We start from the raw sequence: 24,182 nt of genomic DNA on the forward strand, positions 1-24,182 counted from the left end.
GAGCCCGCAATACGTTGTCAGCTTTCAAGAACCTCATCTTGACCACTCCGTGATGTGTTCGCAGCGGGTGTGCCCGATTCCTGTCGGTCCACCCCGAGAGACTGCGCCGCCCGGCCGACCGCGCTCGCGAGCAGAGCGAGGTCCGTCGGGCCGTTGCCGAGTTCCCGTACGGGGCGCCGCGTCGGCGGGTCTCCCGCGCGCGTCCAGTCCAGCGGGACGACCGTCGGCCGCTGCGTCGCCGTGCGCGGGATACGGCCCGTGATGCGGCCCGCCTGGAAGGCCGTGGCCGTGCCGCCGGCCTCGATGAGCAAGCCGCGGCCGGGGACCGCGTCCTCGCCGCCCGCGCCTTCGCCGCCGCCCTTCCAGGTCAGCTCGGCGTGCAGCGCCGCCGCCTGGGCGACCGCCGTCGCCGCCGTACGGTCGGGCCGGCCGCTCGCTGCCACGAGGTGCATCCCGAGACGGGCTCCGTCCTTCGCCACGCCCTCCAGGGCGCGCATCACCGAACCTGCGGCCGGGCGCCCCGGGTTACCGAGGGAGGGGTCGACAAGTGTGTCGAAGTCGTCGACAAGGATGACGATTCTGGGGAGAGAAACAGACTGTGCGTCCAAGTGTTGAACGATCGCACCGGCATTGCTGGTCGTGGCGTCGGCCGGCTCTTCCGTGCCGCCGCCCGGCGCGGGGCCGGTCTGCGTGCGGAGGCGGAGCGTGCCCGGTTCGTCACGCGGATCGCTCACGTGGCCCGGGTCGGCCGCGCCGGCCGGTTGGGCCCTGCGACGCTGCTGCGCGGCCAACCTGTGCCCCGAGCGGGCGACTTGGCGCGCGAACCCCTCGTACGTGCCCTCCGGGCCGAACAACTCCGCGCGCCGCTTGAGCTCCCCGCTGATCGACTGGGCGAACTCGCGCATGAGACCCACGTCGTTGGCGGACAGATGGTGCCGGGCGTGGGGCAGCTCCAGGCAAGTGTGCAGACCGTCGGATTCGCCGTCACCGTCGAGGAGGACGAGCCGGAGGCGGTCGGGCGGGCTGCCCACGGCCAGGGACGCGGCGAGCGAGCACAGCAGCTCGGTCTTCCCGGATCCCGGCCGCCCCGTGACGAGGGCGTGCCCATGTGTGAGACCCAGCTCCGCCTCCAGCGAACCGCGCGGCCCCGCGCCGAAGACCAGGGCGGCCCGGCCGCCCGGCGGGACCGTGTTCCCGCCCGCCGCGTTACTCCCGCCCGGTTCGGCCCAGCGCGCGAGCAGCGCCGCGGGCGTGGCGCGGGCGAGGCCCAGTTCGTCGAGGAGCCGGGAGCTGCGGGGGAGCGTCACGACGGACCGTGCCGCCGAGCCCGTGCGGTCACTGGTGCCCTCGGACTCCCGCAGCGGAGCCACGGCCCGGGCGAAGCGTTCCGCCCAGGCGGCCGAGACGGCATCCAGGGTGCAGACGGTGCCGGGGGTGCCCGCTGCCGTCGCGCCCGGGGCCTCCGCGGCGCCCGGTGCCGAGCTGTCCCGGCGTACCACTCGCACCGCTGTCGCGACCGCGCCGCTGAGCAGGGCGAGCGCACCGCACTCACGGAACGCGGCCGACGTGGCGTATGCCGCCCGGACCGTCTCGGAGACGGGGGAGGAGGGCGTCGCGGCGGGTGTCTCCGCGAGGCAGAGCAGATGAATTCCGGCCCGCGGCCCCTCCGCGGCCAGCCGCGCCACCGCGTCACGCAGGGAGGCCGATCCGGGATCGCCGTCGACGATGAGCACGGTGTACGGACCGGAGCCGAACCGGCCTTCTGCGTGCTCGGACTGCTGCCGTGACTCGTCGAGCCGGTGGGTGAGCTCGGCGGCGCGCGCCGCCGCCTGGTCCCGGTCGTAGGCGGTGAGCAGACGGCAGTTCTGCCCGTGTGCCGGACGCAGGTGAGGCAGCCAGCCCAGCCAGGACCACTCCCGGATGCGGTCCTCGGCGTCACGCGAGCGGTCCGCCGAGATCAGCACCATCTCCAGGCTGCTCGGCCCGTGCAGGGCGGCGAGCTGGGCCAGCACCGAACGTGCCAGGCCCATGAGGCGAGGGCGCGGCCCCGCGAGGCCGAGGGCGCCTGCTTCACGCAGGCCGACGGTGACCGGTGCGCCGGGGCGGCCGTCGCCCCGCTGAGCCGTGCCGATCCGTACGGTCAGCGCCTCCGGATGACCGGGCTCGCGCTCCCAGAGCCGGGGGCCGGGGCCGAGTGCGGTGAGCAGGATCGTGGCGGGGTCGGGCCGGCGCTCGTCCTCGGACGGTGCCTGGGCGGAGCCTTCACCGCCGGGTGGGGTCGTCGGACCCAGGCCCGCGGCGGGGCCCTGCGTGCCCACGAACGGCGCCTCGCGCTCCTCGCCCTGCTGACCGCCCGCGAAGCGCCGGGCCCACGCGCCCAGCCCCCGGGGGCGCGGACGCCCGGGCTCCGCACCGGAGGCGCCGGGCGTGAACTGCTGTGCGTAGCGGGCGTGTTGTGCGATGCCCGAGCCGTGCGTGGTGCTGCCGTCGGGCAGGGGACCGCCCGGCGCGTATCCATGGGCGGTTCCCGCCGAACCGTCCGCAGGGCTCTCTGCGGCGTCCTCCCGGGCCCGCACCGCGGCGGCACCGTCCCGGTCGCCGCGCGGACCGGCCGGGCCGGTGCCGGACGCCGTCAGGCGCAGCTGCCCGTTCCCGTCCGGCTGCGTCGGCAGGGAGACGGGCAGGGGCGTCGCGGCCCTGCGGCCGTCGGCCACTGCGAAGTCCGGGGGACCACCGGGCGGTGACGTCTCCACGCGCAGCGCCGACTCCCCGACGCGCAGCGTCGAACCGGGGCGGAAGAGCACCGGCTGTCCGCCGACGGGCGCACCGTCCAGTGTCGTGCCGTTGGTGGAGCCCAGATCGGCGACCGTGACGGCACCGCCGTCGGAGACCGTCACCGCGCAGTGCAGCCGGGAGACGTCCGGGTCGTCCAGCGGAACGTCGGCCTCGGCCGAGCGGCCGAGGCTGACCTTGCCGCCCTGGAGGAGGTGTATGCCGCCTGCGTCCGGGCCCGAGATCACGTGCAGCCGGGCCCTGGCCGAGCCGTAGGCCGCGAGGGCCGGCATGGCCGCGGGGCCGTGCAGAGAGATCACGGCACCGTCGAGGAGCGGGGGCTCGCCCAGGATCTGACGGTGCGGATCGAGCCGCTCCGTGCCCGCGTACACCGCCGCCGCCGAATCCGCCGTCGGCTCCGATCCGCCGCCCTGCCCCGGCACGGCGCCCCCGGACGCCGAGCCGCCGACCGCGGCTGCGGCCGTGGAGACGAGACCGCCCGTCACGGCGGACAGCGGCGTCCCGGCCGGGGCGGTGACGAGGACGTCGCACGCTGCTCCCCCGCTCGGCGCACCCGCCGCGCCAGCCGCACCCGGGGCGCTCGCGCGCGGCCCGAGGGTGACAGTCAGCCGGATCTGCATCGGCCCTCCCGGTCCCAACCACGGTGTGCCGACCGCTTGTGCGGCGAGGCGGTCACCCTCGCCGGCTTCCGCGCCCGGCGCACTTGTCCCACACGGCACAGCACCCCGCGTCCGCGCCGTCCGCGCCGTCCGCGGAGGGGTTCGTTCCACCCCGCGGAGCCACGCGCTTGCGCACAGTGCTGTCGATGCCGCGAGCATCTTCGCACCCGCCACTGACATCGCGTCCCGCTCGCGGCGGTCAATGATCTTGATTTTGCGCCGTCATGCGCAAGAGGGCCTGCCCGGACACTCCGGGGGGATACGATCCGCGCCCCGCGTACGGCGCATTCCGGGGGCCTCGCAGGGGGCCGTCGCCGCCGTGACCCGGCGGCTGCCGGGGCGCGCAACCGTCCTCGCCGCGCGGCGCGTCTTTGCCGGAAGTCGCCCATCCGTTCGCACTCGGCGTCAACCGGTCGCGAGACGGCACTATTGTGGGCGGGATTGCAGTACGACACCAGGGAGCGCATGACGTGCGGCCTGTAGGCAGCAAGTACCTGCTCGAGGAACCGCTGGGCCGCGGCGCCACCGGGACCGTGTGGCGGGCGAGGCAGCGGGAGACAGCGGGCGCGGAAGCGGCCGTCGCCGGTCAGCCGGGCGAAACGGTTGCGATCAAGGTCCTCAAGGAGGAGCTGGCCAACGACCCTGATGTGGTCATGCGCTTCCTGCGGGAGCGCTCTGTCCTTCTCCGGCTCACCCATCACAACATCGTCCGCACGCGCGACCTCGTCGTGGAGGGCGACCTCCTCGCCCTGGTGATGGACCTGATCGACGGGCCCGACCTCTACCGCTACCTGCGCGAGAACGGCCCGTTCGCACCCGTGGCCGCCGCGCTGGTGACGGCTCAGGTCGCCGACGCGCTCGCCGCGAGCCACTCCGACGGTGTCGTGCACCGGGATCTCAAGCCGGCCAACGTGCTGCTGGCCAACGGCCCCGAGGGCATGCGCCCGATGCTCACGGACTTCGGGATCGCGCGGCTCGCCGATTCGCCGGGGCTCACACGCACTCAGGAGTTCGTCGGCACGCCTTCGTACGTGGCGCCGGAGGCGGCCCAGGGCCAGCCCCAGACCTCCGCCGTCGACATCTACGGCGCGGGCATCCTGCTGTACGAGCTGGCGAGCGGTCAGCCGCCCTTCGCCGGAGGCTCGGCGCTCGAGGTGATCCACCGTCACCTGGGCGAGGAGCCGGCGCGTCCGCCGAGCATGCCCGACCCGCTGTGGACGGTGGTCGAGCGGTGCCTGCGCAAGCGCCCGGAGGAGCGGCCGAGCGCCGTGAACCTGGCGAACGCGCTCCGTACGGTCGCGTCCGGCATCGGCGCCGGGGCCACGCCCGAGCAGGCGGCGGCCGCGATGGGTGTCGCCGGGTTGCTCGCACCCGATCCGGCTCCGGCGTCCGTGCCGGAGACAGGCACGGGCCAGGGCGGTGCTGCCGCTGCCGCCGCCGGTGGTGCGGTCGCCGGAGCGGCGGCCGGTGCCGCCGCGGGCGCGGTCGCGGGGAGCGCGGACCCCACGCAGGTGATGCCGAACTCCCCGGCCGCGCAGGCGCAGGCCCAGGGGCCTGGCGGTGGTCAGTACGACCCGAACGCCGCCACCAGCTACATGCCGCAGTCCGCCGGTCAGGGCCCGGGCGGCCAGGGCGGGCAGGGTCCGAACGCGGACCCCACGCAGGTCATGCCGCCCGTGCCCGGAGCACCGCCCCCGCCGGCGCAGTCTCCCGACGTCGGAGGGCCCGACGGTCCGCACCCCTGGGAGAGCCAGATGCGTGCGGCCCGGGACCGCAACGAGCAGACGCAGGTCCAGCCGCTCGACCCGAGCATGGATCCGCTGCGTCGCCGTCCGCACCGCCAGGCGCCGCCGCAGCAGCAGCCGCCCCCCGGCCGCCGTCAGCCCCCGCCGCCGGATTACTACGGCCAGCAGCAACGCCGTCCCGCCCAGCCGCCTCCGCGGCGTTACGAACCGGAGCCTCCTCCGCGACGGGAGCCCCGGCCCCCGCGTGAGCCGCGGCAGCGCAGCGCCCCGATGCGCATTCCCGGACTCGGCTGCCTCAAGGGCTGCCTGTTCATGATCGTGCTGATGGTCGTGGCGGCAGTGCTGGTGTGGAATCTCACTCCGCTTCCCGAGTGGTGGGAACAGGGCAAGAGTTTCTGGGAGTCGGTCGAGAACACCTTCGACAAGATCGGGAATCTGATCGACAGCGCTCCCCAATAGCGCATTCCAGTACGCGAGTTCGGAGATTTGTCGACTTCCTTGCCGGGAATTCCCTCTCGAAAGTGACGGTTGGCGCGGTCCGGTGCCTCAACACCCCTTCCGCCGCGTAGTTTTGTCGCTATGGCACGGAAGATCGGCAGCCGGTACACCGCTCACCAGATCCTGGGCCGCGGCAGCGCCGGCACGGTGTGGCTCGGCGAAGGCCCCGACGGTCCCGTCGCGGTCAAGCTCCTGCGCGAGGATCTCGCCTCGGACGGGGATCTGGTGGAGCGGTTCGTGCAGGAGCGCAGCGCCCTGCTCTGCCTGGACCACCCGAGCGTGGTCGGCGTCCGCGACCTCGTCGTGGACGGCAACGACCTCGCTCTCGTCATGCAGTTGGTCCGAGGCACGGATCTGCGTACGCGCCTCGAGCACGACCACCGCATCGCGCCGCAGCCCGCCGTCGCGATCGCGGCGGACATCGCGGACGGCCTGGCGGCAGCGCACGCGGCGGGCATCGTCCACAGGGACGTCAAGCCGGAGAACGTGCTGCTGGACGCGCTGGCCCCGGCCGGTCCCGGCGGTGCGCCGCCCGCGCTGCTCACGGACTTCGGTGTGGCCAAGCTGATCGACTCACCCCGCACGACGCGGGCCACGTCGATCATCGGCACCCCCGACTACCTGGCGCCGGAGATCGTGGAGGGCCTGCCGCCGCGCGCCTCCGTCGACATATACGCGCTGGCCACCGTCCTCTACGAGCTCCTCGCGGGATTCACGCCGTTCGGCGGCGGACACCCCGGGGCGGTGCTGCGCCGCCACGTCACCGAGTCGGTGGCGCCGCTGCCCGGCATCCCGGATGAACTGTGGCTGCTGATCCACCAGTGCCTGGCCAAGGCCCCCGCTTCCCGGCTGCGCGCCGTCGAGGTGGCGGCGCGGCTGCGCGAGCTGCTGCCCGATCTGGAGGGGCTGCCGACGCTCGACATCGACGAACAGCCCGAGGAGGCCTACGAGTCGTACGAGTACGGGGACCAGGACGGCCCGTACGGCGATCACGGCTCCGGCGAGACCCGCGGCGGCGCCGCATCGACCGGCAGGCACGGGCGTGCGTCCGCAACGGGCGGGCACGGCGGCGGCCCGGGCGCCGCTCACGGCAACGACGGCGGTGCGCACTCGGCCCGATCCGGCCGCGCCGCGGTGCCGCTGGTGCACAGCGGTGCGGGCCCCGACTCCAACCGCGACACCCACACGAGCATGCGCGTGCCCGGCGCCGACGAGCTGGCGGGAGGTGCTCACGGCACGGCACGCACTCCCCGCCCGGCGGGCGAGCCGCGTGCGGGCTCGGCCCGCAACCGTCTCTCGGCGGCAGCGGTGCGGCGGCGGCGCATCAAGCTGAGCGCCGGGGCCGCCGTGATCGCGGCGGTGGCGGGTGTGGGCGGCTGGCTCGCGGCCTCCGGCGACGACGGTGAAACCACGCAGCCGGCGCCCGCGGTCGAACATCCCGAGGAGCCCTGACCGGGGACCGACGGTCGGGCGGGGCCCCGCCCGGGGCGGGGCCGACGCCGGGTGCTCAGACGGGCCGGTTCCGGCCCCCGGCGAGGAACGGCCTCATCGCGCAGCCGTTAGGGTGGAGGTGTGGCGATCCCCGATTTTCCCGAAGAGCTCAAGTCCCTCCGCTCCACCATGGAGTCGATCGAGGTCGTGATGGACCTCGACAAGATGAGGGCCGACATCGCCTCCCTGGAGGAGCAGGCGGCGGCCCCCGACCTGTGGGACGACGTGGAGAACGCGCAGAAGATCACCAGCAAGCTGTCCTATCTCCAGGGCCAGCTGCGGAAGGTCGAGGAACTGCGCTCGCGGATCGACGACGTCGAGGTGCTCTTCGAGCTCGCCGGCGACGAGAACGACGACGATGCTCGCAGTGAGGCGGAGGGCGAACTGAGTTCGCTCCGCAAGTCCGTCGACGAGCTGGAGGTCCGCACGCTGCTCTCCGGCGAGTACGACCCGCGCGAGGCGGTCGTCAGCGTGCGCGCGGAGGCCGGCGGCGTCGACGCCGCGGACTTCGCCGAGCAGCTGATGCGCATGTATCTGCGCTGGAGCGAGCGCCGGGGCTATCCGGCGGAGGTCTACGACACCAGCTACGCGGAGGAGGCCGGCATCAAGTCCGCCACCTTCGCCGTCAAGGCGCCGTACGCGTACGGCACGCTCTCCGTCGAGCAGGGCACGCACCGCATGGTGCGCATCTCGCCGTTCGACAACCAGGGCCGCCGCCAGACGTCCTTCGCGGGTGTCGAGGTTCTGCCCGTCGTCGAACAGGTCGACCACATCGACATCCCGGAGAACGAATTGCGGATCGACGTATTCCGTTCGTCCGGTCCGGGCGGCCAGTCGGTCAACACCACCGACTCCGCGGTCCGTATGACGCACATCCCCACGGGCATCGTCGTCTCCTGCCAGAACGAGAAGTCGCAGATCCAGAACCGTGCCGCAGCCATGCGCGTGATGCAGTCACGTCTGCTCGCCCACCGCCGTCAGGAGGAGCAGGCGAAGATGGATGCGCTCAAGGGGGACGGAGGCAACTCCTGGGGCAGCCAGATGCGTTCGTACGTCCTGCACCCGTATCAAATGGTGAAGGACTTGCGGACAGAACATGAAGTCGGCAATCCCCAAGGCGTTCTCGACGGCGATATCGACGGCTTTCTTGAAGCGGGCATCCGCTGGCGCAAGCAGCAGGAGCAGAAGGACGAAGGCTGAAGAAGTCGCCGAACAGGCCACGCCCGCATAACGATTCGGGCTGTCTCCCCCGAACTCACAGCCCTGCACGGCCAATTCACACCATCCTCGCTTGACTGAGGTGTGAAAACTGGGAAAGCTGTTCGCTCGCATGCCTGTGTCAGGGGCGCGTGCGGGGGTGAGTGATCGGACAGGTTCCGTGTCCCGGCAAGAGGCTCCGCAGCCCGTCACACAGCTGCTCCATTGAAAAATGAAACTACTGGGGGTAGTTGGCCAATGATCAAATCCAAGACGCGGCTGCGTGTGGCGCGCGTTGCTGCCGGCACGGTGTTCGCCGTCGGCGCCTCGCTCACCGCTGCGGGCGCCGCGCAGGCTGCCGAGCCCGAAGGCGCCTCCACGCAGCAGGAGGACGGCCTCGTCGGCGGCCTCCTCGGCGGCGTGATCGGTGGCGGCGACAGCGGTGGTGACACCGGTGGCGACACCGAGGGCACCACCGGCGGTGACACCGGTGGCGACACCGAGGGCACCGTGAGCGGTGGTGTCACGGGTGGCGACACCGAGGGCACCACTGGCGGCGAGACCGACGGCGGCAGCACCACCACCACGGGTGGCGAGACGACCGGCGGCGACACCGGTGGCGACAACGGCGGTGGTGACACCGGCGGTGACACTGGTGGCGACACCGGTGGCGGCGAGGAGCCCGCGACCATCGGCGGCTCCGGCGGCGGCGACGACACCTGCGACCTGAACGACGACAGCGTCGACTGCGAGGGCGGCAACACCCAGCCCGACAGCACCGGCAGCCAGCCCGTCGAGCAGAAGCCGCAGGCGCCGAAGGAGGAGCTGGCCGACACCGGTTCCGCCGAGACGACCTTCCTGCTGGTCGGTGCCGCGACGATGATCGCCGGCGGTGTGGCCTTCCGCATGATGCCGCGCATGATCAACCGCCGTACGGCCGCCTGAAGCACATAGGGCGTACATAGGCAGGCGAGGGGCCCGGGACGCAGCACACATGGCGTCCCGGGCCCCTCGTATGTCCGGAAGTTGTCAGCCGTCCGCAGGTGGCAGGCACCCGGACGGCCGGGCGCGATGCACCCGGCGTGGCCGCACGGTTACGCCGTCGCCATCCGCTGGGCCACGAGCGCGACCGTGAGCAGCGCCAGCAGCAGGGCGAACACCGCCGCGGGGGAGAGGCTCGCAAGGGGCGACTCCCGGTGCAGACGCTCACGCTGTGCACGGCAGACGGCGCAGCGGCCCTCACTGACGGGGCCGGCGCAGTTGGCACACACCAGTCGGTCGCATGTCATGCGAACTCCTCCTCAGTCTGCCAACGACACCGGGGAGTGATCGGTTCCCCAAAGGATGCGGTCCTCCCCTCCACTGTGCCAGTATCCGCGCGCGTGCGCAGAGGCTCGGCCCCGTCCGCCGCTCGGCCGGACCGTCCGTTCCGAAGCTGTGGACGAAAGCACCGCAGATGTCCGCCATGTCCGAAAGGTTGCGTGACCAAGGCCACCAACAACGGACGCCGACTGCGCGCCCTGCGCCGGTTCGCGTAGGGTCACCACACCTCCCCCAGCTCACGCTGGGAGGCGACCCGACCCAGCTGAACCGCTGGGTGGGGGTCCCCTTGGGGCACCTCCCGGCAAAGCCGGGGGGAGCAGCCAGGGGGAGTGCTCCAGGGAGCCGCACCGCGGCTTCCGCTGCCCCTACCCCAGGCCGACGTGGTGTATCCGTGATCCGATTCGACAGCGTCTCCAAGTCCTACCCCAAGCAGAACCGCCCGGCGCTGCACGATGTCTCGCTGGACATCGAGCGCGGTGAGTTCGTCTTCCTGGTGGGATCGTCCGGCTCCGGCAAGTCGACCTTCCTGCGGCTGATCCTCCGCGAGGAGCGCGCCAGCCAGGGTCAGGTGCACGTACTGGGCAAGGACCTCGCGCGGCTGTCCAACTGGAAGGTGCCGCAGATGCGCCGGCAGCTGGGCACCGTGTTCCAGGACTTCCGGCTGCTGGCCAACAAGACGGTCGGTGAGAACGTCGCGTTCGCGCTCGAAGTCATCGGCAAGTCCCGGGTGCAGATCCGCAAGACGGTCCCGGAGGTGCTCGACCTCGTGGGGCTGGGCGGCAAGGACGACCGGATGCCGGGAGAGCTCTCCGGCGGTGAGCAGCAGCGCGTGGCCATCGCCCGGGCGTTCGCCAACCGCCCGATGCTGCTGATCGCGGACGAGCCGACCGGCAACCTCGACCCACAGACCTCCGTCGGAATCATGAAGCTGCTGGACCGGATCAACCGGACCGGCACGACAGTGGTGATGGCGACGCACGACCAGCAGATCGTCGACCAGATGCGCAAGCGGGTCGTCGAGCTGGAGCGCGGCCGGCTCGTGCGTGACCAGACGCGCGGTGTCTACGGCTACCAGCACTGAACCGCCCGGCGGGCGGGCGCCGGCGCTGCGGCAGCCGGCGGGCCCGCGGGCGAACAGTCTGAGCAGTCTGAGCAGTTGAGACGGCAACACACTGAAAGGACGCCATGCGCGCCCAGTTCGTAATGTCGGAGATCAGCGTCGGTCTCCGCCGCAATCTCACGATGACCTTCGCGGTGATCGTGTCGGTAGCCCTGTCTCTGGCTCTCGCGGGCGGCTCGCTGCTCGCGCGCGAACAGGTCAGCACCATGAAGGGCTACTGGTACGACAAGGTCCAGGTGTCGGTCTACCTGTGCAACGAGAACGACGCCGACTCCGACCCGAACTGCGCCAAGGGCGCCGTGACCGCGCAGCAGAAGACGCAGATCCGGACCGAGCTGCAGAAGCTGCGGGTCGTCGACAGGGTCTACCACGAGTCCGCCGACGAGGCGTTCAAGCACTACCAGGAGCAGTTCAAGGACTCTCCGCTCGCGGACAGCCTCACGCCCGACCAGATGCAGGAGTCCTACCGGGTCAAGCTCAAGGACCCGACCAAGTACCGGGTCCTGCAAACGGCGTTCTCCGGCAGACCAGGGGTGCAGGAGGTCCAGGACCAGCGGAACCTGTTGGAGAACCTCTTCAATCTGCTCAACGGCATGAACATCGCTGCCCTGTTCGTGATGGGACTGATGCTGGTCGTTGCGCTGCTCCTGATCGTCAACACGGTCAGGGTCTCCGCGTTCAGCCGCCGTCGTGAGACGGGCATCATGCGGCTCGTCGGCGCGTCCAGTTTCTACATCCAGATGCCGTTCATCCTGGAGGCGGCGATCGCCGGCCTGATCGGCGCGGGCTTCGCATGCGTACTCCTCGTCGGCGGCAAGTTCTTCCTCATCGACAGCTGGCTCGCGGAGAAGATCGCTCTCATCAACTTCATCGGCTGGGACGCGGTGTTGAAGGTTCTGCCACTGCTCATCGCCGTGGGAGTCCTGATGCCTGCGGTGGCAGCGTTCTTCACGCTTCGCAAGTACTTGAAGGTGTGACGCACGACGCGGACGCCGTACGGCCAACGGGCCGTGCGGCGGCCCTCGTCTGGCCTAGACTCCGAATCATGTCGGACTCGTGGTATTCCGCCCCATCCCCCGACAAACACAGGGGAAGCTCCCGGCAACTGCGCCGCGGAGCGGGTCTGGCACTGGTTTTCGCGAGCGTGCTCGCGACGGGAGCGGCAACCGGTGCCTGGGGCGACGGCGTTCGGGCCTTCGCGGGCTCACATGACCTGGCGGCGGGGGAGTCCCCCGCGGAAGCGAACTTCGGTGGCGGCGCCTACGGCGACGCCGCGAGCAGAACAGCCGGTCTGCACGAGGACACAGAGCGCGCTCGCGAGGACGGCGCCCCGTCCGACGGTGAAGAGGCCGAGGAGCTGGTGAGCCGCAGCGGCGACCGGTGGTCCTCCGCCTACACGGCACGCGAGTACGAGGGTCTGCAGCGAAGCCTGGACGGCGAATACGTCGGCGTCGGCATATCCGTGCGCCGCGAACGGGACGCGCAGGGCCCCCCGTCCGTGGCCGTGGCGCGGGTCGCGCCCGGAAGTCCCGCTGCCCGTGCGGGTGTTCAGCGTGGCGACCGACTGCGCGCCGTCGACGGTGAGGACGTCTCCGACCATCCCGTCACCGACGTGGTCGCCCGGCTGCGCGGCTCCGAGACCGGCGGCCGTTCCGCGGACCCGTCCCCGCTCGGCAGCAGTGTCGACCTGGAACTGGACCGCGACGGGCAGCAGTGGAAGGAGACCCTGCGAAGGGTGCGGCTCAACACCGACGCCGTGACCGTCGAGCGCATGGGGCCCACCGTCACCCGCATCAAGGTCTCCTCCTTCACCAAGGGCGCCGCGGAGCAGGTCCGCGAGGCCGTCACCCGGCAGGTTCCGGCCGGCTCCGGCATCCTGCTCGACCTGCGCGGCAACTCCGGCGGGCTGATCAACGAGGCGGTCACCGCCGCGTCCGTCTTCCTCAAAGGCGGCCTCGTCGCCACGTACGAGCAGCACGGCATGCAGCGCGCCCTCTACGCCGACGCCCGTCCCGGTGCGGCGGCGGTGGGCAGGGCGGCGCCGCCGCTGGTCGTGCTCGTGGACGGCGGCACGATGAGCGCCGCGGAGCTGCTGACCGGAGCGCTGCAGGACCGCGGGCGGGCCGTCGTCGTCGGCTCCCGCACCTTCGGCAAGGGATCGGTGCAGATGCCGCGGAAGCTGCCGGACGGTTCGGTCGCGGAGCTGACCGTCGGGCACTACGCCACCCCCTCGGGCCGCTCCCTCGACGGCGAGGGCATCACGCCGGACCTGCCGATAGACGCCTCCGGGGACGCCGCCGATCGTGCCCGCACAGTATTGAGTGGCCTGGAGGCCCGGTCGTAGTGGGAGAATGGCCGGGCTATGGCGAAGAAGGACGACAAGAACAAGGGCAAGGCCAAGAAGGCCAAGGACGCGGGCGGCCGTAAGCTCGTCGCGCAGAACAAGAAGGCGCGGCACGACTACCTCATCCTCGACACCTACGAGTGCGGCATCGCGCTCACCGGCACCGAGGTCAAGTCACTGCGGGCGGGCCGCGCTTCGCTGGTCGACGGCTTCGCCCAGCTGGACGACGGCGAGGTCTGGCTGCACAACGTGCACATCCCCGAATACGCACAGGGCACGTGGACGAACCACTCGGCCCGGCGGAAGCGGAAGCTGCTGCTGCACCGCTGGGAGATCGACAAGCTGATCGGCAAGACCCAGGAGACGGGTCACACGCTGGTGCCGCTCCAGCTGTACTTCCTGAACGGGCGGGCGAAGGTCGAGATCGCGCTGGCCAAGGGCAAGAAGGAGTACGACAAGCGGCACGCGCTGCGCGAGAAGCAGGACCGGCGCGAGTCGGACCGGGCCATCGCCGCAGCGCGCCGGCGGCAGCGGGTGAAGGCCTGAGCGCAGCCCGTGCGGACACGGACTGTAAGGAAACCCAACAGTCTGTGTCGACGGATGCTGATGGGCCATGTTCGCGGTACCGCCGAGGCCCGTGCCCAGGCCGTCCGGCGCCGGGAATACGCGGCGGCGTAAAAGAGTTGGCCCTGGTGTGACGAGGTCACGTACCATGGTCACAGCGCCGTCCGCGAGGACGGTGGGTTGTCAACTCAACATGGGGATGATCGGTTTCGACAGCGGATGTCGAAGCAGGTGAAGCGAGCCGAGGAACGCGGCAATGATCTCGTTAACCATGTGCCGCAAAAAAATAATCGCCAATACTAAGCGCGATTCCTTCGCCCTCGCTGCCTGAGCAGCGAGCGTGAAGTGTCAGCCCGGGTAAGTTCCCGCCCCGGATCCTGGCATCAGCTAGGGGACTCACCGCGTAGGCCCGGTCACGGGGCCTGCCGGGACATCAAACAGTGACTGAGCCCGTCGGAGACTTGTCCACGTGATCTCCGGGGCTGAGAAAATCGAAGTGGACTGCGCTCGGAGAAGCCCTTCTTCCGCTCCGTTGGACGCGGGTTCGATTCCCGCCATCTCCACGAGTGCGAGGGTGACCTGTGTCCGCGGAAAGCGCGGACCGGGTCGCCCTCGCTGTTTTTGCGAGGCTTCGCCTCGCGGGGCGGGGGCTCCGCCACCCGCACCCCCGGCGGGGGCTTTGCCCCCGGCACCCCCCTTGCGGGGGCTTCGCCCCCGGCGCCCCCCTTGCGGGGGCTGCGCCCCCGGCACCCCGGCGTGGCTGGGGTTTGGTGCTTGCATCCCCTGGCCGGGGCGGCGCCCCCGGCGCCCCCCTTGCGGGGGCTGCGCCCCCGGCGCCCCCCTTGCGGGGGCTGCGCCCCCGGCACCCCGGCGTGGCTGGGGTTTGGTGCTTGCATCCCCTGGCCGGGGCTGCGCCCCCCTGCGCCCGGCGTGGCTGGGGGTCGGTGCTCGCATCCCCTGGGTAGGGCCTTCGCCTTCAGCGCCCCGCCGCGGCTGGGGTTCGTCGCCCACTGACCTTGGTGCCGGGCTCTCGGCGCCCCGAACCACCGCTGCCCCGGGCCCTGCCGGGGGAGGCGAGGCACGCGGCGGGGAGGACGTACGTACCGGTGGGGCGCGGCGCAGACCGCGGGCGGCTCTCCGGCGGGGCCGCGTCGGCTCGACAAAGGCGGTGACTGGGGCTTCGGTCGGGCCTGGCTTCCGTGCTGTGATGGTGGGCATGGACCGTAAGGAAAAGAATCCGGGGGACGGGCGCAGCCTCCCCGCCGAGTTGTACCTGCTGGCGTGCGACACGGAGAAGGAGAGGCTCACCAAGCGGGACGTGCTCGGCAGTGTGCTGCGTGCCGCTGTGCTCATCGAGCTGACCGACCGTGGCTGCCTCACCGATGAGGACGGCAGGGCACGCACCGTCGGCGACAGGCGCACCGGCGATCCGCTGCTCGACGACGCGTTGCGCGGCATAGCCGCCGAGAAGCGTCCGCGTAAGTGGAAGACGCTGGTGCAGCGGAACCGCAAGCAGACCTTCGAGGCCGTGGAGCGGCAGCTCGAGAAGGAGCGGCTGATCCGGATCGAGCGTCGTACGTGGTTCCCCCACATCGTCGTGGTGAAGGACGCCGCACTGGCCAAGCGGCTCCACGGGGAGGCCGTCGAGACGCTGACGGGGGGCCGCCCCGTCGAGCAGTTCACGACCCGCCAGGCCGCGCTGACCGCGCTCGCCGCGGTGGGCGGGCTGCCCACCGTCACGTCCGGCAAGGACAGGCGTGAGCACAAGGAGCGCATCAAGGCGCTGACGGAGCGCGCCGGCGAGGCGGGTCCCGCGCTGAAGAAGGCGCTCCAGGAGATGCAGATCGCCACCGCGACGGCCATCGGAGCCGCGGCAAGCGTCGGCACCCAGTGAGGAGGGCAGGGAGGAGGTCGGCGGATGGAGCATGAGCCTCACGCGCGACCCGGCCCCGCCGACCAGGAGCCGCTGGGCCCTGATTCGCTCACCTGGAAGTATTTCGGCGACTGGCGCGGGGTGCTGCTCGCCCCCTGGGCGGGCGTGATGCAGAACATGCACCCCGGGCTGGGTGCCGGAGTCGCCGAGCACTCCCGGTTCTTCGAGGAGCGGTGGCAGCGGCTCTTCCGCTCGCTGTATCCGATCGGCGGCGTCGTGTACGACGGCCCGCGCGCGGCCGAGACCGCACGTCAGGTCCGCGGTTACCACAACATGATCAAGGGCGTGGACGAGCAGGGCCGCCCGTATCACGCTCTCGATCCGGACACCTTCTACTGGGCGCACTCCACCTTCTTCATGCTCACGATGCTCGTCGCGGACCGGTTCGGGCCGGGTCTGAGTGAGGACGAGAAGCGGCAGCTCTTCGACGAACACGTGCGCTGGTGGCGGCTGTACGGGATGAGCATGCGGCCCGTTCCGGAGAGCTGGCCCGACTTCGAGGCGTACTGGGACCGGATGGCCCGCGAGGTGCTGGAGGACAATCAGCCGGCCCGCGACGTGCTCGACATCCGTCTCATCGCCAGGCCGCCGGCGTTCTCGTGGATGCCGCACTTCGTGTGGCGTGCGCTGCGCGGGCCGCAGGCCCGGTTCACGGTGTGGTTCACCGTCGGGCTGTTTCCCGCCCCGGTCCGCGAGCGGCTCGGCCACCGCTGGACCGTGCGGGACGAGCGGAGGCTGCGGCGCATCGGGAGGCTCGTCGACCACGCGTGGCGGTTCGTGCCGTTCAGGTACCGCTACCACCCGCGGGCCCGCGCAGGCTGGGCGCGCGAGGCCGGACTGCGGGCCGCGGACGCTCCCCAAGTGGAGTCGCCCGTACGGAACTCGCCGCTGTCGGAGGAAATGAATTCGCCCAAGCACTATGTGCCGCCGGCCGCGTACGACACCCGTTGACTGTTTCGCCGTGTGACACCGATATGGCCGCTCCGATAAGGCCGTATTGCACTTTCTCCCCTGCGCCTCAGGGCTGTTGACCCCCTAACGGGGCGTCGCTAGCTTCGTCGTCATGCTCAACTCGCCCGGATTCACCCAGCGCCGTGCCGTGGACTTCCGGCGCGTCGCCTCCGCGCTCTGTAGCTGAGCCCGTCCCCGGCGCGGCGGCACGACGCCCGCGTCCACTTCCCCATTCGCCGTTCGCGCCTGCCGCATTCGGCACTGAATTCCGCGCTCTTCGGCCGCCCGCGCACCGTTCGCCGGTGGCCCGGCGGCGTATGCCCGTACAGCACTCGCACCTGAACGAACCGGGACACGAACATGCCCAGGCCCGCTCCTGACCACCACCGATCCCCGACCCGACCACTCGGCCTGCTGCCGCGAGGGCACCGGAGTCTCGCGCTCCTTCTCGCCCTCACCGCCCCCGCGCTGCTTGTGAGTTGCGCACAGCAGGACAGCGCCGGCGGCACGAGTGACGCGAAGCTCGCCAAGACGGAGATTCCCAAGGAGGCATCCCCGAAGACGACGATCACCATCGGTGCGCCCGAGGACCGCGTGCTGCTCGAACTCTCCGGCGCGGCGAAGAAGCTGCCGTTCAAGGTGAAGTGGGCGAACATCAGCGGCGGTCCGCAGTGCTCCGAGGCATTCCGCGCGCATTCGCTGGATCTGTGCTCGTCGGCGGAAGTGCCGTCCATACACGCCCATTGGACGAGTCTGGACACGAAACTCGTCGCGGCGGAGTTCCGCAAGGATCCGAAGAAGAATCCCATCTACCGGCTGGGAATCGCCCCGGGTGCAGACATCGGCTCCTTGAAGGATCTGCGCGGCAAGAAGATCGCGTACAGCCCCGGACAGGCCCAGGGCGCCCTCGTGTTGCGCATCCTGCGCAAGGCCGGTCTGAAGAAGGACGACGTGAAGCTCGTCGAGATGCCCAGCACCGGGGACGTCTACCCGACGGCGCTCGGCGAGCGTCAGGTCGACGCCGCACCGCTCGGCGCGGTCAACCTCAAGCGCTACCCGGAGAAATACGGCAAGGACGGCGGCAAGCTCATCCCACACGGGCTCCGCGACGACGCGTCCCATCTCTGGGCGCCGACCGAGACCGTGGCGGACCCGAAGAAGGCCGCCGCCATCAGGGAGTTCATCACGTTCTGGGCGCGCGCCCAGGTGTGGGCGTACGAGCACCCGAAGGCGTGGGTCGACGGCTACGCCGTCAAGGACCAGGGCCTCAGCCCCAAGGACGGCGAGTACCTCCACAAGCACAACGGTGAGCCGGAGATACCGGCCGACTGGGACGCGGCCATCCAGCGGCAGCAGAAGACGGTCGACCTGATCGCCAAGGAGACGGACCAGAAGAAGTTCGACGCGGAGACGCTCTTCGACCGGCGCTTCGAGCACGTAGCCGCCGACGCCCTCGAAGCGGGCGGCGGCAAGGAGAAGGAGAAGGAGAAGCCGTGAGCGCCGTGACCACCCAGACCCTCGGGCGCCTGACGGGCGCCGTACGGCGGGGGCCGCGCACGAGGACGGGCCCGCGTCTCGCACCGGGCCGCCCGATCCGCTTCGGCAAGGCCCTCGGACCGGTGCTGCTGCTCGCGGTGTGGTCGGCCGGGTCCGCGGCGGGGCTGATCGAGCCCCGTCTGCTGTCGGCTCCGTGGACGGTCGTGAACACCGCGGGCGACCTCATCGCCGACGGCCGGCTTCAGGGCCATCTGGCCAGTTCGGCCCAACGCGTGGCGCTGGGCCTGGTGTTCGGGACCCTGAGCGGGGTGCTCCTGGCCGTCGCCGCAGGACTGAGCCGCATCGGCGAGGGCCTCATCGACGGGCCGGTCCAGGTGAAGCGGGCGCTGCCGTCGCTGGCGCTGGTGCCGCTGCTGGTGCTGTGGTTCGGGATCGGCGAGTCGATGAAGGTCATCACCGTCGCGCTCGCCGTCTTCGTACCCGTCTACATCCACACCCACAACGGGCTGCGCACCATCGACAGCCGCTACGTCGAACTGTCGGAGACGGTGCGGCTGAACCGGCGTCAGTTCATCCGCCATGTCGTGCTGCCCGGAGCGCTGCCCGGCTTCCTGCTCGGCATGCGCTTCGCCGTGACGGCGGCCTGGCTCACCCTCGTCGTCGTCGAACAGGTCAACGCCACCAGCGGACTCGGCTACATGATGGAGCTGGCACGCACGTACGGACAGACCGAGATCATCATCGTCGGACTGGTGGTGTACGGGCTGCTGGGCCTCTTCTCCGACGGGCTGGTGCGATACGCGGAGAGGAAGGTGCTGTCATGGCGACGGACACTCGCGAGCTGAGCGCGGCGGCACGTGCACGTACGGCCGTCCGCATCCACGGGCTGGAGCGCTCCTTCCGGGACCGGAAGGTCCTCGAAGGGCTCGAACTCGACATCCGGGCAGGCGAGTTCGTTGCGCTGCTGGGCCGTAGCGGCTCCGGCAAATCGACGCTGCTGCGTGCTCTCGCGGGCCTGGACCACAACGTGTCCGGAAAGGGCCTGCTGAGCGCGCCGGCGAACGTCTCCGTGGTCTTCCAGGACGCGCGACTGCTGCCGTGGAAACGGGTCCTGGACAACGTGCTGCTCGGGCTGACCGGTTCGGACGCGCGCGGGCGCGGGCGCGCCGCGCTGGACGAAGTGGGCCTGGCCGACAGGGAGTCGGCGTTGCCCGTCGAGCTGTCCGGCGGGGAGCAGCAGCGTGTCTCGCTGGCGCGCTCCCTCGTACGTGAACCCGAACTGCTGCTCGCCGACGAGCCGTTCGGGGCACTCGACGCCCTCACCCGCATCCGCATGCACAAACTGCTGAGGAAGCTGTGCGCGGCGCACCGTCCCGCCGTGTTGCTGGTCACGCACGACGTGGACGAGGCGATCGAACTCGCCGACCGTGTCGCAGTGTTGGAGGACGGCCGCATCACGGCGGACGTCCCCGTCGAGCTGGACGGTCCGCGTACGCACGGCTCGAAGGAGTACGCGGAGCTGCGCGAGTCCCTTCTGGCACGGCTGGGCGTCGACGAGGCGGAGCGCGGCGGGCGCGGTTCCTCGCAGGAGCTTTCCAGGGAACACGAGAAGGAAGAGGTCTCCGCGTGACCACGAATGCGTCCGGGCCCGGCAGGCAGGCCCGGGAGAGAGAGCTCCATCTCAATCTGTTCATCTATCCGGGCGGCCACCACGAGGCCGCCTGGCGGCACAGCTCGTCCGACCCGGACCGGCTGCTGGACATCCGCTTCTACCAGGATCTGGCCCGCAGCGCGGAGGCGGTCGCGTTCGACGGCGTCTTCTTCGCCGACGGACCGGCCCTGGCCGACAACGTCCGCTACGCGAGCCGCTTCCGCCTCGAACCGTTCACGTGGCTGTCGGCCATCGCGGCCGCCACCGAACGCATCGGCCTCATCGGCACGGCGTCCACGACGTACTCCGATCCGTACAACCTGGCGCGGCTCTTCGCCTCCCTGGACCATCTCAGCGGGGGACGGGCCGGCTGGAACATCGTCACCACCGGGGCACCGCAGGCGGCTCAGAACTTCGGCCTCGACGCACACCCCGTGCACGCGGAACGCTACGAGCGCGCCCGCGACTTCCTCGAAGTCGTCACCAAACTCTGGGACAGCTGGGAGGACGAAGCGCTCGTCGCCGACCAGCGCAGCGGCCTCTTCGCCGACACCGACCGCATCCACACCGTGGACCACGAGGGTCCGCTGCTGAAGGTGCGCGGTCCGCTGAACATCCCCCGCCCACCGCAGGGCAGGCCCGTCTACGTACAGGCGGGCTCGTCGGAGGACGGTCGGGCGTTCGCGGCGCGGTACGCGGAAGCGATCTTCACCGCGCATCAGACGCTGCGCAGCGGCCAGGACTTCTACGCCGACATCAAGAAGCGCGCGGCCCGGTTCGGCCGCGAGCCGGGGCAGTTGCTGGTGCTGCCAGGCATCAGCCCGTTCATCGCGTCCACCGAGACGGAGGCGCGGCGGCTGCACGAGGACTTCAACGAGCTGACGCAGCCCGAGTATTCGCTCGAACTGCTCCACCGGCTCCTCGGGATCCGTCTGACGCCCGAGCAGCTGGACGGGCCCGTGCCGCGTGAGCTGATCGAGACCGAGGGCGAGCGCGGGAACGGCAGCCGCTTCCAGCTCGTCCTCGACATCGTCGAACGCGAACAGCCCACTGTGCGGCAGCTGTTGCACCGGCTGGCGGGCGCGCGGGGCCACCGCGTCTTCGCGGGCACTCCCGAGCAGGTCGCCGACCAGATCCAGCAGTGGTACGAGCAGGGAGCGGCCGACGGCTTCAACGTCATGCCGCCGTGGCTGCCCGGCGGCTTCGACCTCTTCGCGGATCACGTGGTGCCGATCCTGTGCGAACGCGGCCTCTTCCGGAGCGCCTACACCGGCCGAACGCTGCGCGAACACTACGGACTGGCACGCCCGTCGAGCCGATACGCACCTCAGGGCTCTGCCGTCTCCGTGGCCTGAGCGGAACGGGAACTCAAGCACACGGAGCAGGCGTGAGCGAGTGGTGACAAAGTCTCCCGCACCTCCGGGGAGACCGGCGCGATCGTCGCGTCACCTGCCGGGGCGGTTCATGGGCGACGTGGCGTACGAGGACGACGGGTCCCGGCTTTCCGGCGCGGCCTGGGGGGCGTCGTCCTCCGTCGTGTTGTTCCAGTTGGTCGTCGGCCGGCGTCCGACGAATTTGCCGAAGACCAGTGCCGCCGTGGTGGCGGTGAGCACGCCGGGCACCATCGAGTAGACGCCCGTTTCCAGCGGCCCGAGGAGTGGGTCGATCTGCTTCCACAGGAGGACCGTGAGGGCGCCGGTGAGCATCCCGGCCTTGGCGCCGGCCGCCGTCATCCGCGGCCAGAACAGCGACAGGAGGATCACCGGACCGAAGGCCGCTCCGAATCCCGCCCAGGCGTAGGCGACGATGTCGAGTACCGCGCCGCCGCTCAGCGCGATCACATAGGCGGCCAGCGCCACGGCGAGCACGCTCAGCCGCCCGATCAGCAGCAGCAACCCGTCGGAGGGCTGTCGCTTGAGGAACGCCCGGTAGAGGTCCTCGGTGAGGGACGTGGCCGAGACCAGCAGCTGGCTGTCCGCCGTGGACTTGATCGCGGCAAGCACGGCTACGAGCAGGATCGCCGCGATCCAGGGTGAGGTCAGACCTGCGGACAGTTTGATGAAGACCGTCTCCGGGTTGTTCAGCGGCTTGTCGAGGGCGGCGATCCCGGCAAGCCCGATGAGGGACGCGCCCACCAGGACGACGGTCACCCAGGCCACGCCCAGCCGGCGGGCGAGCGGTATCTCCCGTGTGCTGCGGATACTCATGAAGCGGGTCAGGATGTGGGGCTGGCCGAAGTAGCCGAGACCCCAGGCGAGCAGCGAGATCATTCCGATGGCCCCGAGCGGCTCGCCCGCCGTCCACGTCCTGTCGGCGAAGGACGCCTTGGCCGCCGGGTCGAGCAGTGCAGGCTCCGCCGCGGTGAGTTGACTCTGCAAAGCGTCGAAACCGCCGAGCTTCCAGATGGCGACAGCGGGGAGGGCGATGGCCGCGAGGAACATCAGTGTGCCCTGAATGGAGTGGCTGACGCTCAGGGCCCGGAATCCGCCGAGGATGGTGTAGATGACGATCACGACGGCGAAGACGGTGAGTCCCAACTCGAAGCCGGCGCCGAAGACATCGTCGGCCAGGAGCCCGCAGGCGACCAGACCGCTGGCGACGTAGACGGTGAAGAACACGATGGTGACGACGGCCGAGAGGAGCCGTATCACCCTGCTCCGGTCTTCGAAACGTTTCTCCAGGTACGAGGGCAGGGTCACGGCACCGACCCGCTCGGTGTAGACACGCAAGCGGGGTGCGACAAGACGCCAGTTGAGATAAGTGCCGATGATCAGGCCGACGGCGATCCACGTGGCACCGATCCCGGCCGCGTACACGGCGCCGGGCAGGCCCAGGAACAGCCAGCCGGACATGTCGGCGGCTCCGGCGGACAAGGCGGCTGCCGGGGCGGAGAGTTGACGGCTGGCGACGGTGAAGTCGTCGAACGTGGCCGTTTCTCCGTGCGTCATCACGCCGACCATGACCATCGCGATCAGAAAGATCCCGAAGGTGAGCATGGCCGGGACGGTCAGGGCGAACATTTCTTACTCCCTGTGCTGGGAAGCGACCGCGAGCGGCGTCGGCACCTGCCGCGCAATGGGCCACACTTTCGGGTTTGCAGAGACGGAGCCTAAGAAGATGCAGCGCGTACGGGCGAGGGAATCCGGGGCCGAACGTCGTGATCGGTTCCGGATTGTGATGCGTGACCAGTGCAATCGTGATGCGTGACCAGTGCATCTGCCTCGGTCGGCCCGCCGGGGTCAGGGCCCCGGACCCCGGCCCCGGCGGGCCGAGCGACCGGCTGCTCCATGCGGTTCCCCCTCAAGGACGACCGGCTCGCGGAGAGGGGGCAGTTCACCGGAGTTCGCCGAGTGAACTGCAGCTCGACGGCGCACGCCCTATGCGCGAGGTCCCTCGTGCAGGACCGCGAACAGGCCCTCGGCGCGGGCGCCGTCCGGCATCTGCCACGGTCCGTAGACATGGCCTGCCGCTCCCTGCGGAAGCCTGAGTGCTCCGTCCGGGGCGGGTCGCAGCACCCTCTCCAGGCGCAGGAACCTGCCGTCCGGGAGGGGCACTTCGGTGCACTCCCGATCGTCGGAGGGTGCCGCCGCGGTGGCCGTGATGTGCGTGCTCGCAGGGCCCTCTCCCGTGAAGAAGCGGGTGACCTCCCGGTCAGGGGTGTCGCTGACGCTCTGGGCCTGCGGCTCGGCCCGGCCCTCGATCAGGGCAAGCAACTGGGCCGTCATCACCGGGTCGTGGCAACCGTCGTAGGCCCAACGCTGCCCGAGAACGCCGTGCTCCATGGTGCCGATGAGTGCGTGATCCGCCCCGTCGAGCGGCGCACCCCGGTAGGTCAGCGGCACCAGGTAGGCGACCGGTTCGCTGCCCGAGGTGTCGGCGGCAACCATGAATTCGATCCCCACCTCACCCCGCGGATCGTCCAGCCGGAAGCCGCCGGCCTTGGCCAACTGCGGTCCGCCCGCGCCGCGGTACCACGGACGGGAGGAGAGCCAGGGCGTGAGAAGTTCGAGCTTCGTCGGCTTTACGGTGCTGTGGTGGATGATGGCCATGCGAACGTCCTCCTCCGTCGAGCGACCACGATCTTCACAACTCCCCCTCATTTGGAGCCGCGAGGGTGGTGCAGCCCGACGAGATCACGAGCGGGGCCGGCTCCTCAAGCCATCCCGCAGTGACGGTCGAACCCTATTTCTGTAACGGGACGGGTGGGACGTCGTTGCGTCGCCGCCCCGCCCGTCGTGCCTGGGGCCGAGCCACGGAGATGGGGGCGACGATAGTCCTGACCAGCGCAAATCCTCGCCTTCAGGGGTGAGTTGGAGGCGGGCGGGTGCGGCTACGTGCCGCCAGGGGAGGGCCGGGGCAGCGGGTTGCGGCGCCCCGGTATCCGCGCGGCACCGTATTGGTTGACAGCAGCATGTC

The 24,182-nt window shown here is 70.8% G+C and carries 19 protein-coding genes and 1 other RNA gene; 16 read left to right on the plus strand and 4 right to left on the minus strand.

Going from position 1 to position 24,182, the window contains the following annotated elements:
* Positions 1–17: 17 nt before the first annotated feature.
* Positions 18–3,413 (minus strand): FHA domain-containing protein, encoded by a 3,396-nt coding sequence (locus I004_RS33990; RefSeq protein ID WP_078511197.1) that lies wholly within the window; start codon positions 3,411–3,413, stop codon positions 18–20.
* 509 nt (positions 3,414–3,922) lie between these two features.
* Between I004_RS33990 and I004_RS0114695 the strand changes: the two genes are divergently transcribed.
* The 4 genes from I004_RS0114695 (at position 3,923) to I004_RS0114710 (ending at position 9,328) form a co-directional block, all read left to right on the plus strand.
* Positions 3,923–5,656, plus strand: coding sequence for a serine/threonine-protein kinase (locus tag I004_RS0114695; protein ID WP_028436124.1), 1,734 nt, complete (start codon positions 3,923–3,925; stop codon positions 5,654–5,656).
* A 120-nt stretch (positions 5,657–5,776) separates the two neighbouring features.
* On the plus strand, positions 5,777–7,147 hold the full coding sequence (locus I004_RS0114700) for a serine/threonine-protein kinase (protein ID WP_028436125.1): 1,371 nt from the start codon (positions 5,777–5,779) through the stop codon (positions 7,145–7,147).
* A 120-nt stretch (positions 7,148–7,267) separates the two neighbouring features.
* A complete protein-coding gene (prfB, locus tag I004_RS0114705) occupies positions 7,268–8,386 on the plus strand; it encodes a peptide chain release factor 2 (RefSeq protein WP_028436126.1) in 1,119 nt (372 codons plus the stop codon).
* A 255-nt stretch (positions 8,387–8,641) separates the two neighbouring features.
* On the plus strand, positions 8,642–9,328 hold the full coding sequence (locus I004_RS0114710; protein WP_028436127.1) for an LPXTG cell wall anchor domain-containing protein: 687 nt from the start codon (positions 8,642–8,644) through the stop codon (positions 9,326–9,328).
* Between the two features lie 149 nt (positions 9,329–9,477).
* Here I004_RS0114710 and I004_RS0114715 read toward each other — a convergent pair whose 3' ends face one another.
* Positions 9,478–9,672 (minus strand): hypothetical protein, encoded by a 195-nt coding sequence (locus I004_RS0114715; protein WP_028436128.1) that lies wholly within the window; start codon positions 9,670–9,672, stop codon positions 9,478–9,480.
* A 425-nt stretch (positions 9,673–10,097) separates the two neighbouring features.
* Between I004_RS0114715 and ftsE the strand changes: the two genes are divergently transcribed.
* The 12 genes from ftsE to I004_RS0114770 all read left to right on the plus strand — a co-directional run bounded on the left by ftsE (position 10,098) and on the right by I004_RS0114770 (position 21,121).
* On the plus strand, positions 10,098–10,787 hold the full coding sequence (gene ftsE, locus I004_RS0114720; protein ID WP_028436129.1) for a cell division ATP-binding protein FtsE: 690 nt from the start codon (positions 10,098–10,100) through the stop codon (positions 10,785–10,787).
* 104 nt (positions 10,788–10,891) lie between these two features.
* Positions 10,892–11,803 carry a permease-like cell division protein FtsX gene (gene ftsX / locus I004_RS0114725; protein WP_028436130.1) on the plus strand — a complete coding sequence of 304 codons (912 nt, stop codon included), beginning with the start codon at positions 10,892–10,894 and terminating at the stop codon, positions 11,801–11,803.
* A 68-nt stretch (positions 11,804–11,871) separates the two neighbouring features.
* Positions 11,872–13,170, plus strand: a complete 1,299-nt coding sequence (locus I004_RS33995; RefSeq protein ID WP_078511198.1) for a S41 family peptidase — start codon at positions 11,872–11,874, stop codon at positions 13,168–13,170.
* Between the two features lie 18 nt (positions 13,171–13,188).
* Positions 13,189–13,716, plus strand: coding sequence for an SsrA-binding protein SmpB (gene smpB / locus I004_RS0114735; RefSeq protein WP_028436131.1), 528 nt, complete (start codon positions 13,189–13,191; stop codon positions 13,714–13,716).
* Positions 13,717–13,929: 213 nt separating this feature from the next.
* Positions 13,930–14,300: a transfer-messenger RNA gene (ssrA, locus tag I004_RS38190) on the plus strand.
* 650 nt (positions 14,301–14,950) lie between these two features.
* On the plus strand, positions 14,951–15,628 hold the full coding sequence (locus I004_RS39025; RefSeq protein WP_158677037.1) for a GOLPH3/VPS74 family protein: 678 nt from the start codon (positions 14,951–14,953) through the stop codon (positions 15,626–15,628).
* Between the two features lie 24 nt (positions 15,629–15,652).
* Entirely contained in the window at positions 15,653–16,618 is a 966-nt protein-coding gene (locus I004_RS0114750) for an oxygenase MpaB family protein (protein WP_028436133.1), read from the plus strand.
* 112 nt (positions 16,619–16,730) lie between these two features.
* Positions 16,731–16,805 carry a putative leader peptide gene (locus I004_RS40315; RefSeq protein ID WP_425508175.1) on the plus strand — a complete coding sequence of 25 codons (75 nt, stop codon included), beginning with the start codon at positions 16,731–16,733 and terminating at the stop codon, positions 16,803–16,805.
* A 173-nt stretch (positions 16,806–16,978) separates the two neighbouring features.
* Positions 16,979–18,115 (plus strand): ABC transporter substrate-binding protein, encoded by a 1,137-nt coding sequence (locus I004_RS34000; RefSeq protein WP_078511201.1) that lies wholly within the window; start codon positions 16,979–16,981, stop codon positions 18,113–18,115.
* A gap of 5 nt (positions 18,116–18,120) precedes the next feature.
* The gene (locus tag I004_RS34005; RefSeq protein WP_037976372.1) at positions 18,121–18,960 is read left to right on the plus strand and encodes an ABC transporter permease; all 840 of its coding nucleotides are present in this window, start codon (positions 18,121–18,123) and stop codon (positions 18,958–18,960) included.
* A complete protein-coding gene (locus tag I004_RS34010; protein ID WP_051345043.1) occupies positions 18,936–19,745 on the plus strand; it encodes an ABC transporter ATP-binding protein in 810 nt (269 codons plus the stop codon). Before I004_RS34005 ends, I004_RS34010 begins: the two co-directional genes overlap by 25 nt.
* Positions 19,742–21,121, plus strand: a complete 1,380-nt coding sequence (locus I004_RS0114770) for an LLM class flavin-dependent oxidoreductase (protein ID WP_051345044.1) — start codon at positions 19,742–19,744, stop codon at positions 21,119–21,121. The genes I004_RS34010 and I004_RS0114770 overlap by 4 nt, the downstream gene beginning before the upstream one ends.
* Before the next feature lie 90 nt (positions 21,122–21,211).
* On the opposite strand, the gene putP is transcribed toward I004_RS0114770, so the two are convergent.
* Together putP and I004_RS0114780 are read right to left on the minus strand one after the other, a co-directional pair.
* A complete protein-coding gene (putP, locus tag I004_RS34015) occupies positions 21,212–22,786 on the minus strand; it encodes a sodium/proline symporter PutP (RefSeq protein WP_078511206.1) in 1,575 nt (524 codons plus the stop codon).
* A 357-nt stretch (positions 22,787–23,143) separates the two neighbouring features.
* A complete protein-coding gene (locus I004_RS0114780; protein ID WP_028436135.1) occupies positions 23,144–23,815 on the minus strand; it encodes a maltokinase N-terminal cap-like domain-containing protein in 672 nt (223 codons plus the stop codon).
* Between the last annotated feature and the right edge of the window lie 367 nt (positions 23,816–24,182).

Source organism: Streptomyces sp. TAA486, from assembly GCF_000426165.1.

Excerpts from the sequence above, each read along its gene's own strand:
- I004_RS33990 (WP_078511197.1), bottom strand. The coding sequence starts at position 3,413 with ATGCAGATCCGGCTGACTGTCACCCTCGGGCCGCGCGCGAGCGCCCCG.
- I004_RS0114700 (WP_028436125.1), top strand. The coding sequence starts at position 5,777 with ATGGCACGGAAGATCGGCAGCCGGTACACCGCTCACCAGATCCTGGGC.
- I004_RS0114710 (WP_028436127.1), top strand. The coding sequence starts at position 8,642 with ATGATCAAATCCAAGACGCGGCTGCGTGTGGCGCGCGTTGCTGCCGGC.
- I004_RS0114715 (WP_028436128.1), bottom strand. The coding sequence starts at position 9,672 with ATGACATGCGACCGACTGGTGTGTGCCAACTGCGCCGGCCCCGTCAGT.
- ftsX (WP_028436130.1), top strand. The coding sequence starts at position 10,892 with ATGCGCGCCCAGTTCGTAATGTCGGAGATCAGCGTCGGTCTCCGCCGC.
- I004_RS33995 (WP_078511198.1), top strand. The coding sequence starts at position 11,872 with ATGTCGGACTCGTGGTATTCCGCCCCATCCCCCGACAAACACAGGGGA.
- smpB (WP_028436131.1), top strand. The coding sequence starts at position 13,189 with ATGGCGAAGAAGGACGACAAGAACAAGGGCAAGGCCAAGAAGGCCAAG.
- I004_RS39025 (WP_158677037.1), top strand. The coding sequence starts at position 14,951 with ATGGACCGTAAGGAAAAGAATCCGGGGGACGGGCGCAGCCTCCCCGCC.
- I004_RS0114750 (WP_028436133.1), top strand. The coding sequence starts at position 15,653 with ATGGAGCATGAGCCTCACGCGCGACCCGGCCCCGCCGACCAGGAGCCG.
- I004_RS34000 (WP_078511201.1), top strand. The coding sequence starts at position 16,979 with ATGCCCAGGCCCGCTCCTGACCACCACCGATCCCCGACCCGACCACTC.
- I004_RS34010 (WP_051345043.1), top strand. The coding sequence starts at position 18,936 with ATGGCGACGGACACTCGCGAGCTGAGCGCGGCGGCACGTGCACGTACG.
- putP (WP_078511206.1), bottom strand. The coding sequence starts at position 22,786 with ATGTTCGCCCTGACCGTCCCGGCCATGCTCACCTTCGGGATCTTTCTG.
- I004_RS0114780 (WP_028436135.1), bottom strand. The coding sequence starts at position 23,815 with ATGGCCATCATCCACCACAGCACCGTAAAGCCGACGAAGCTCGAACTT.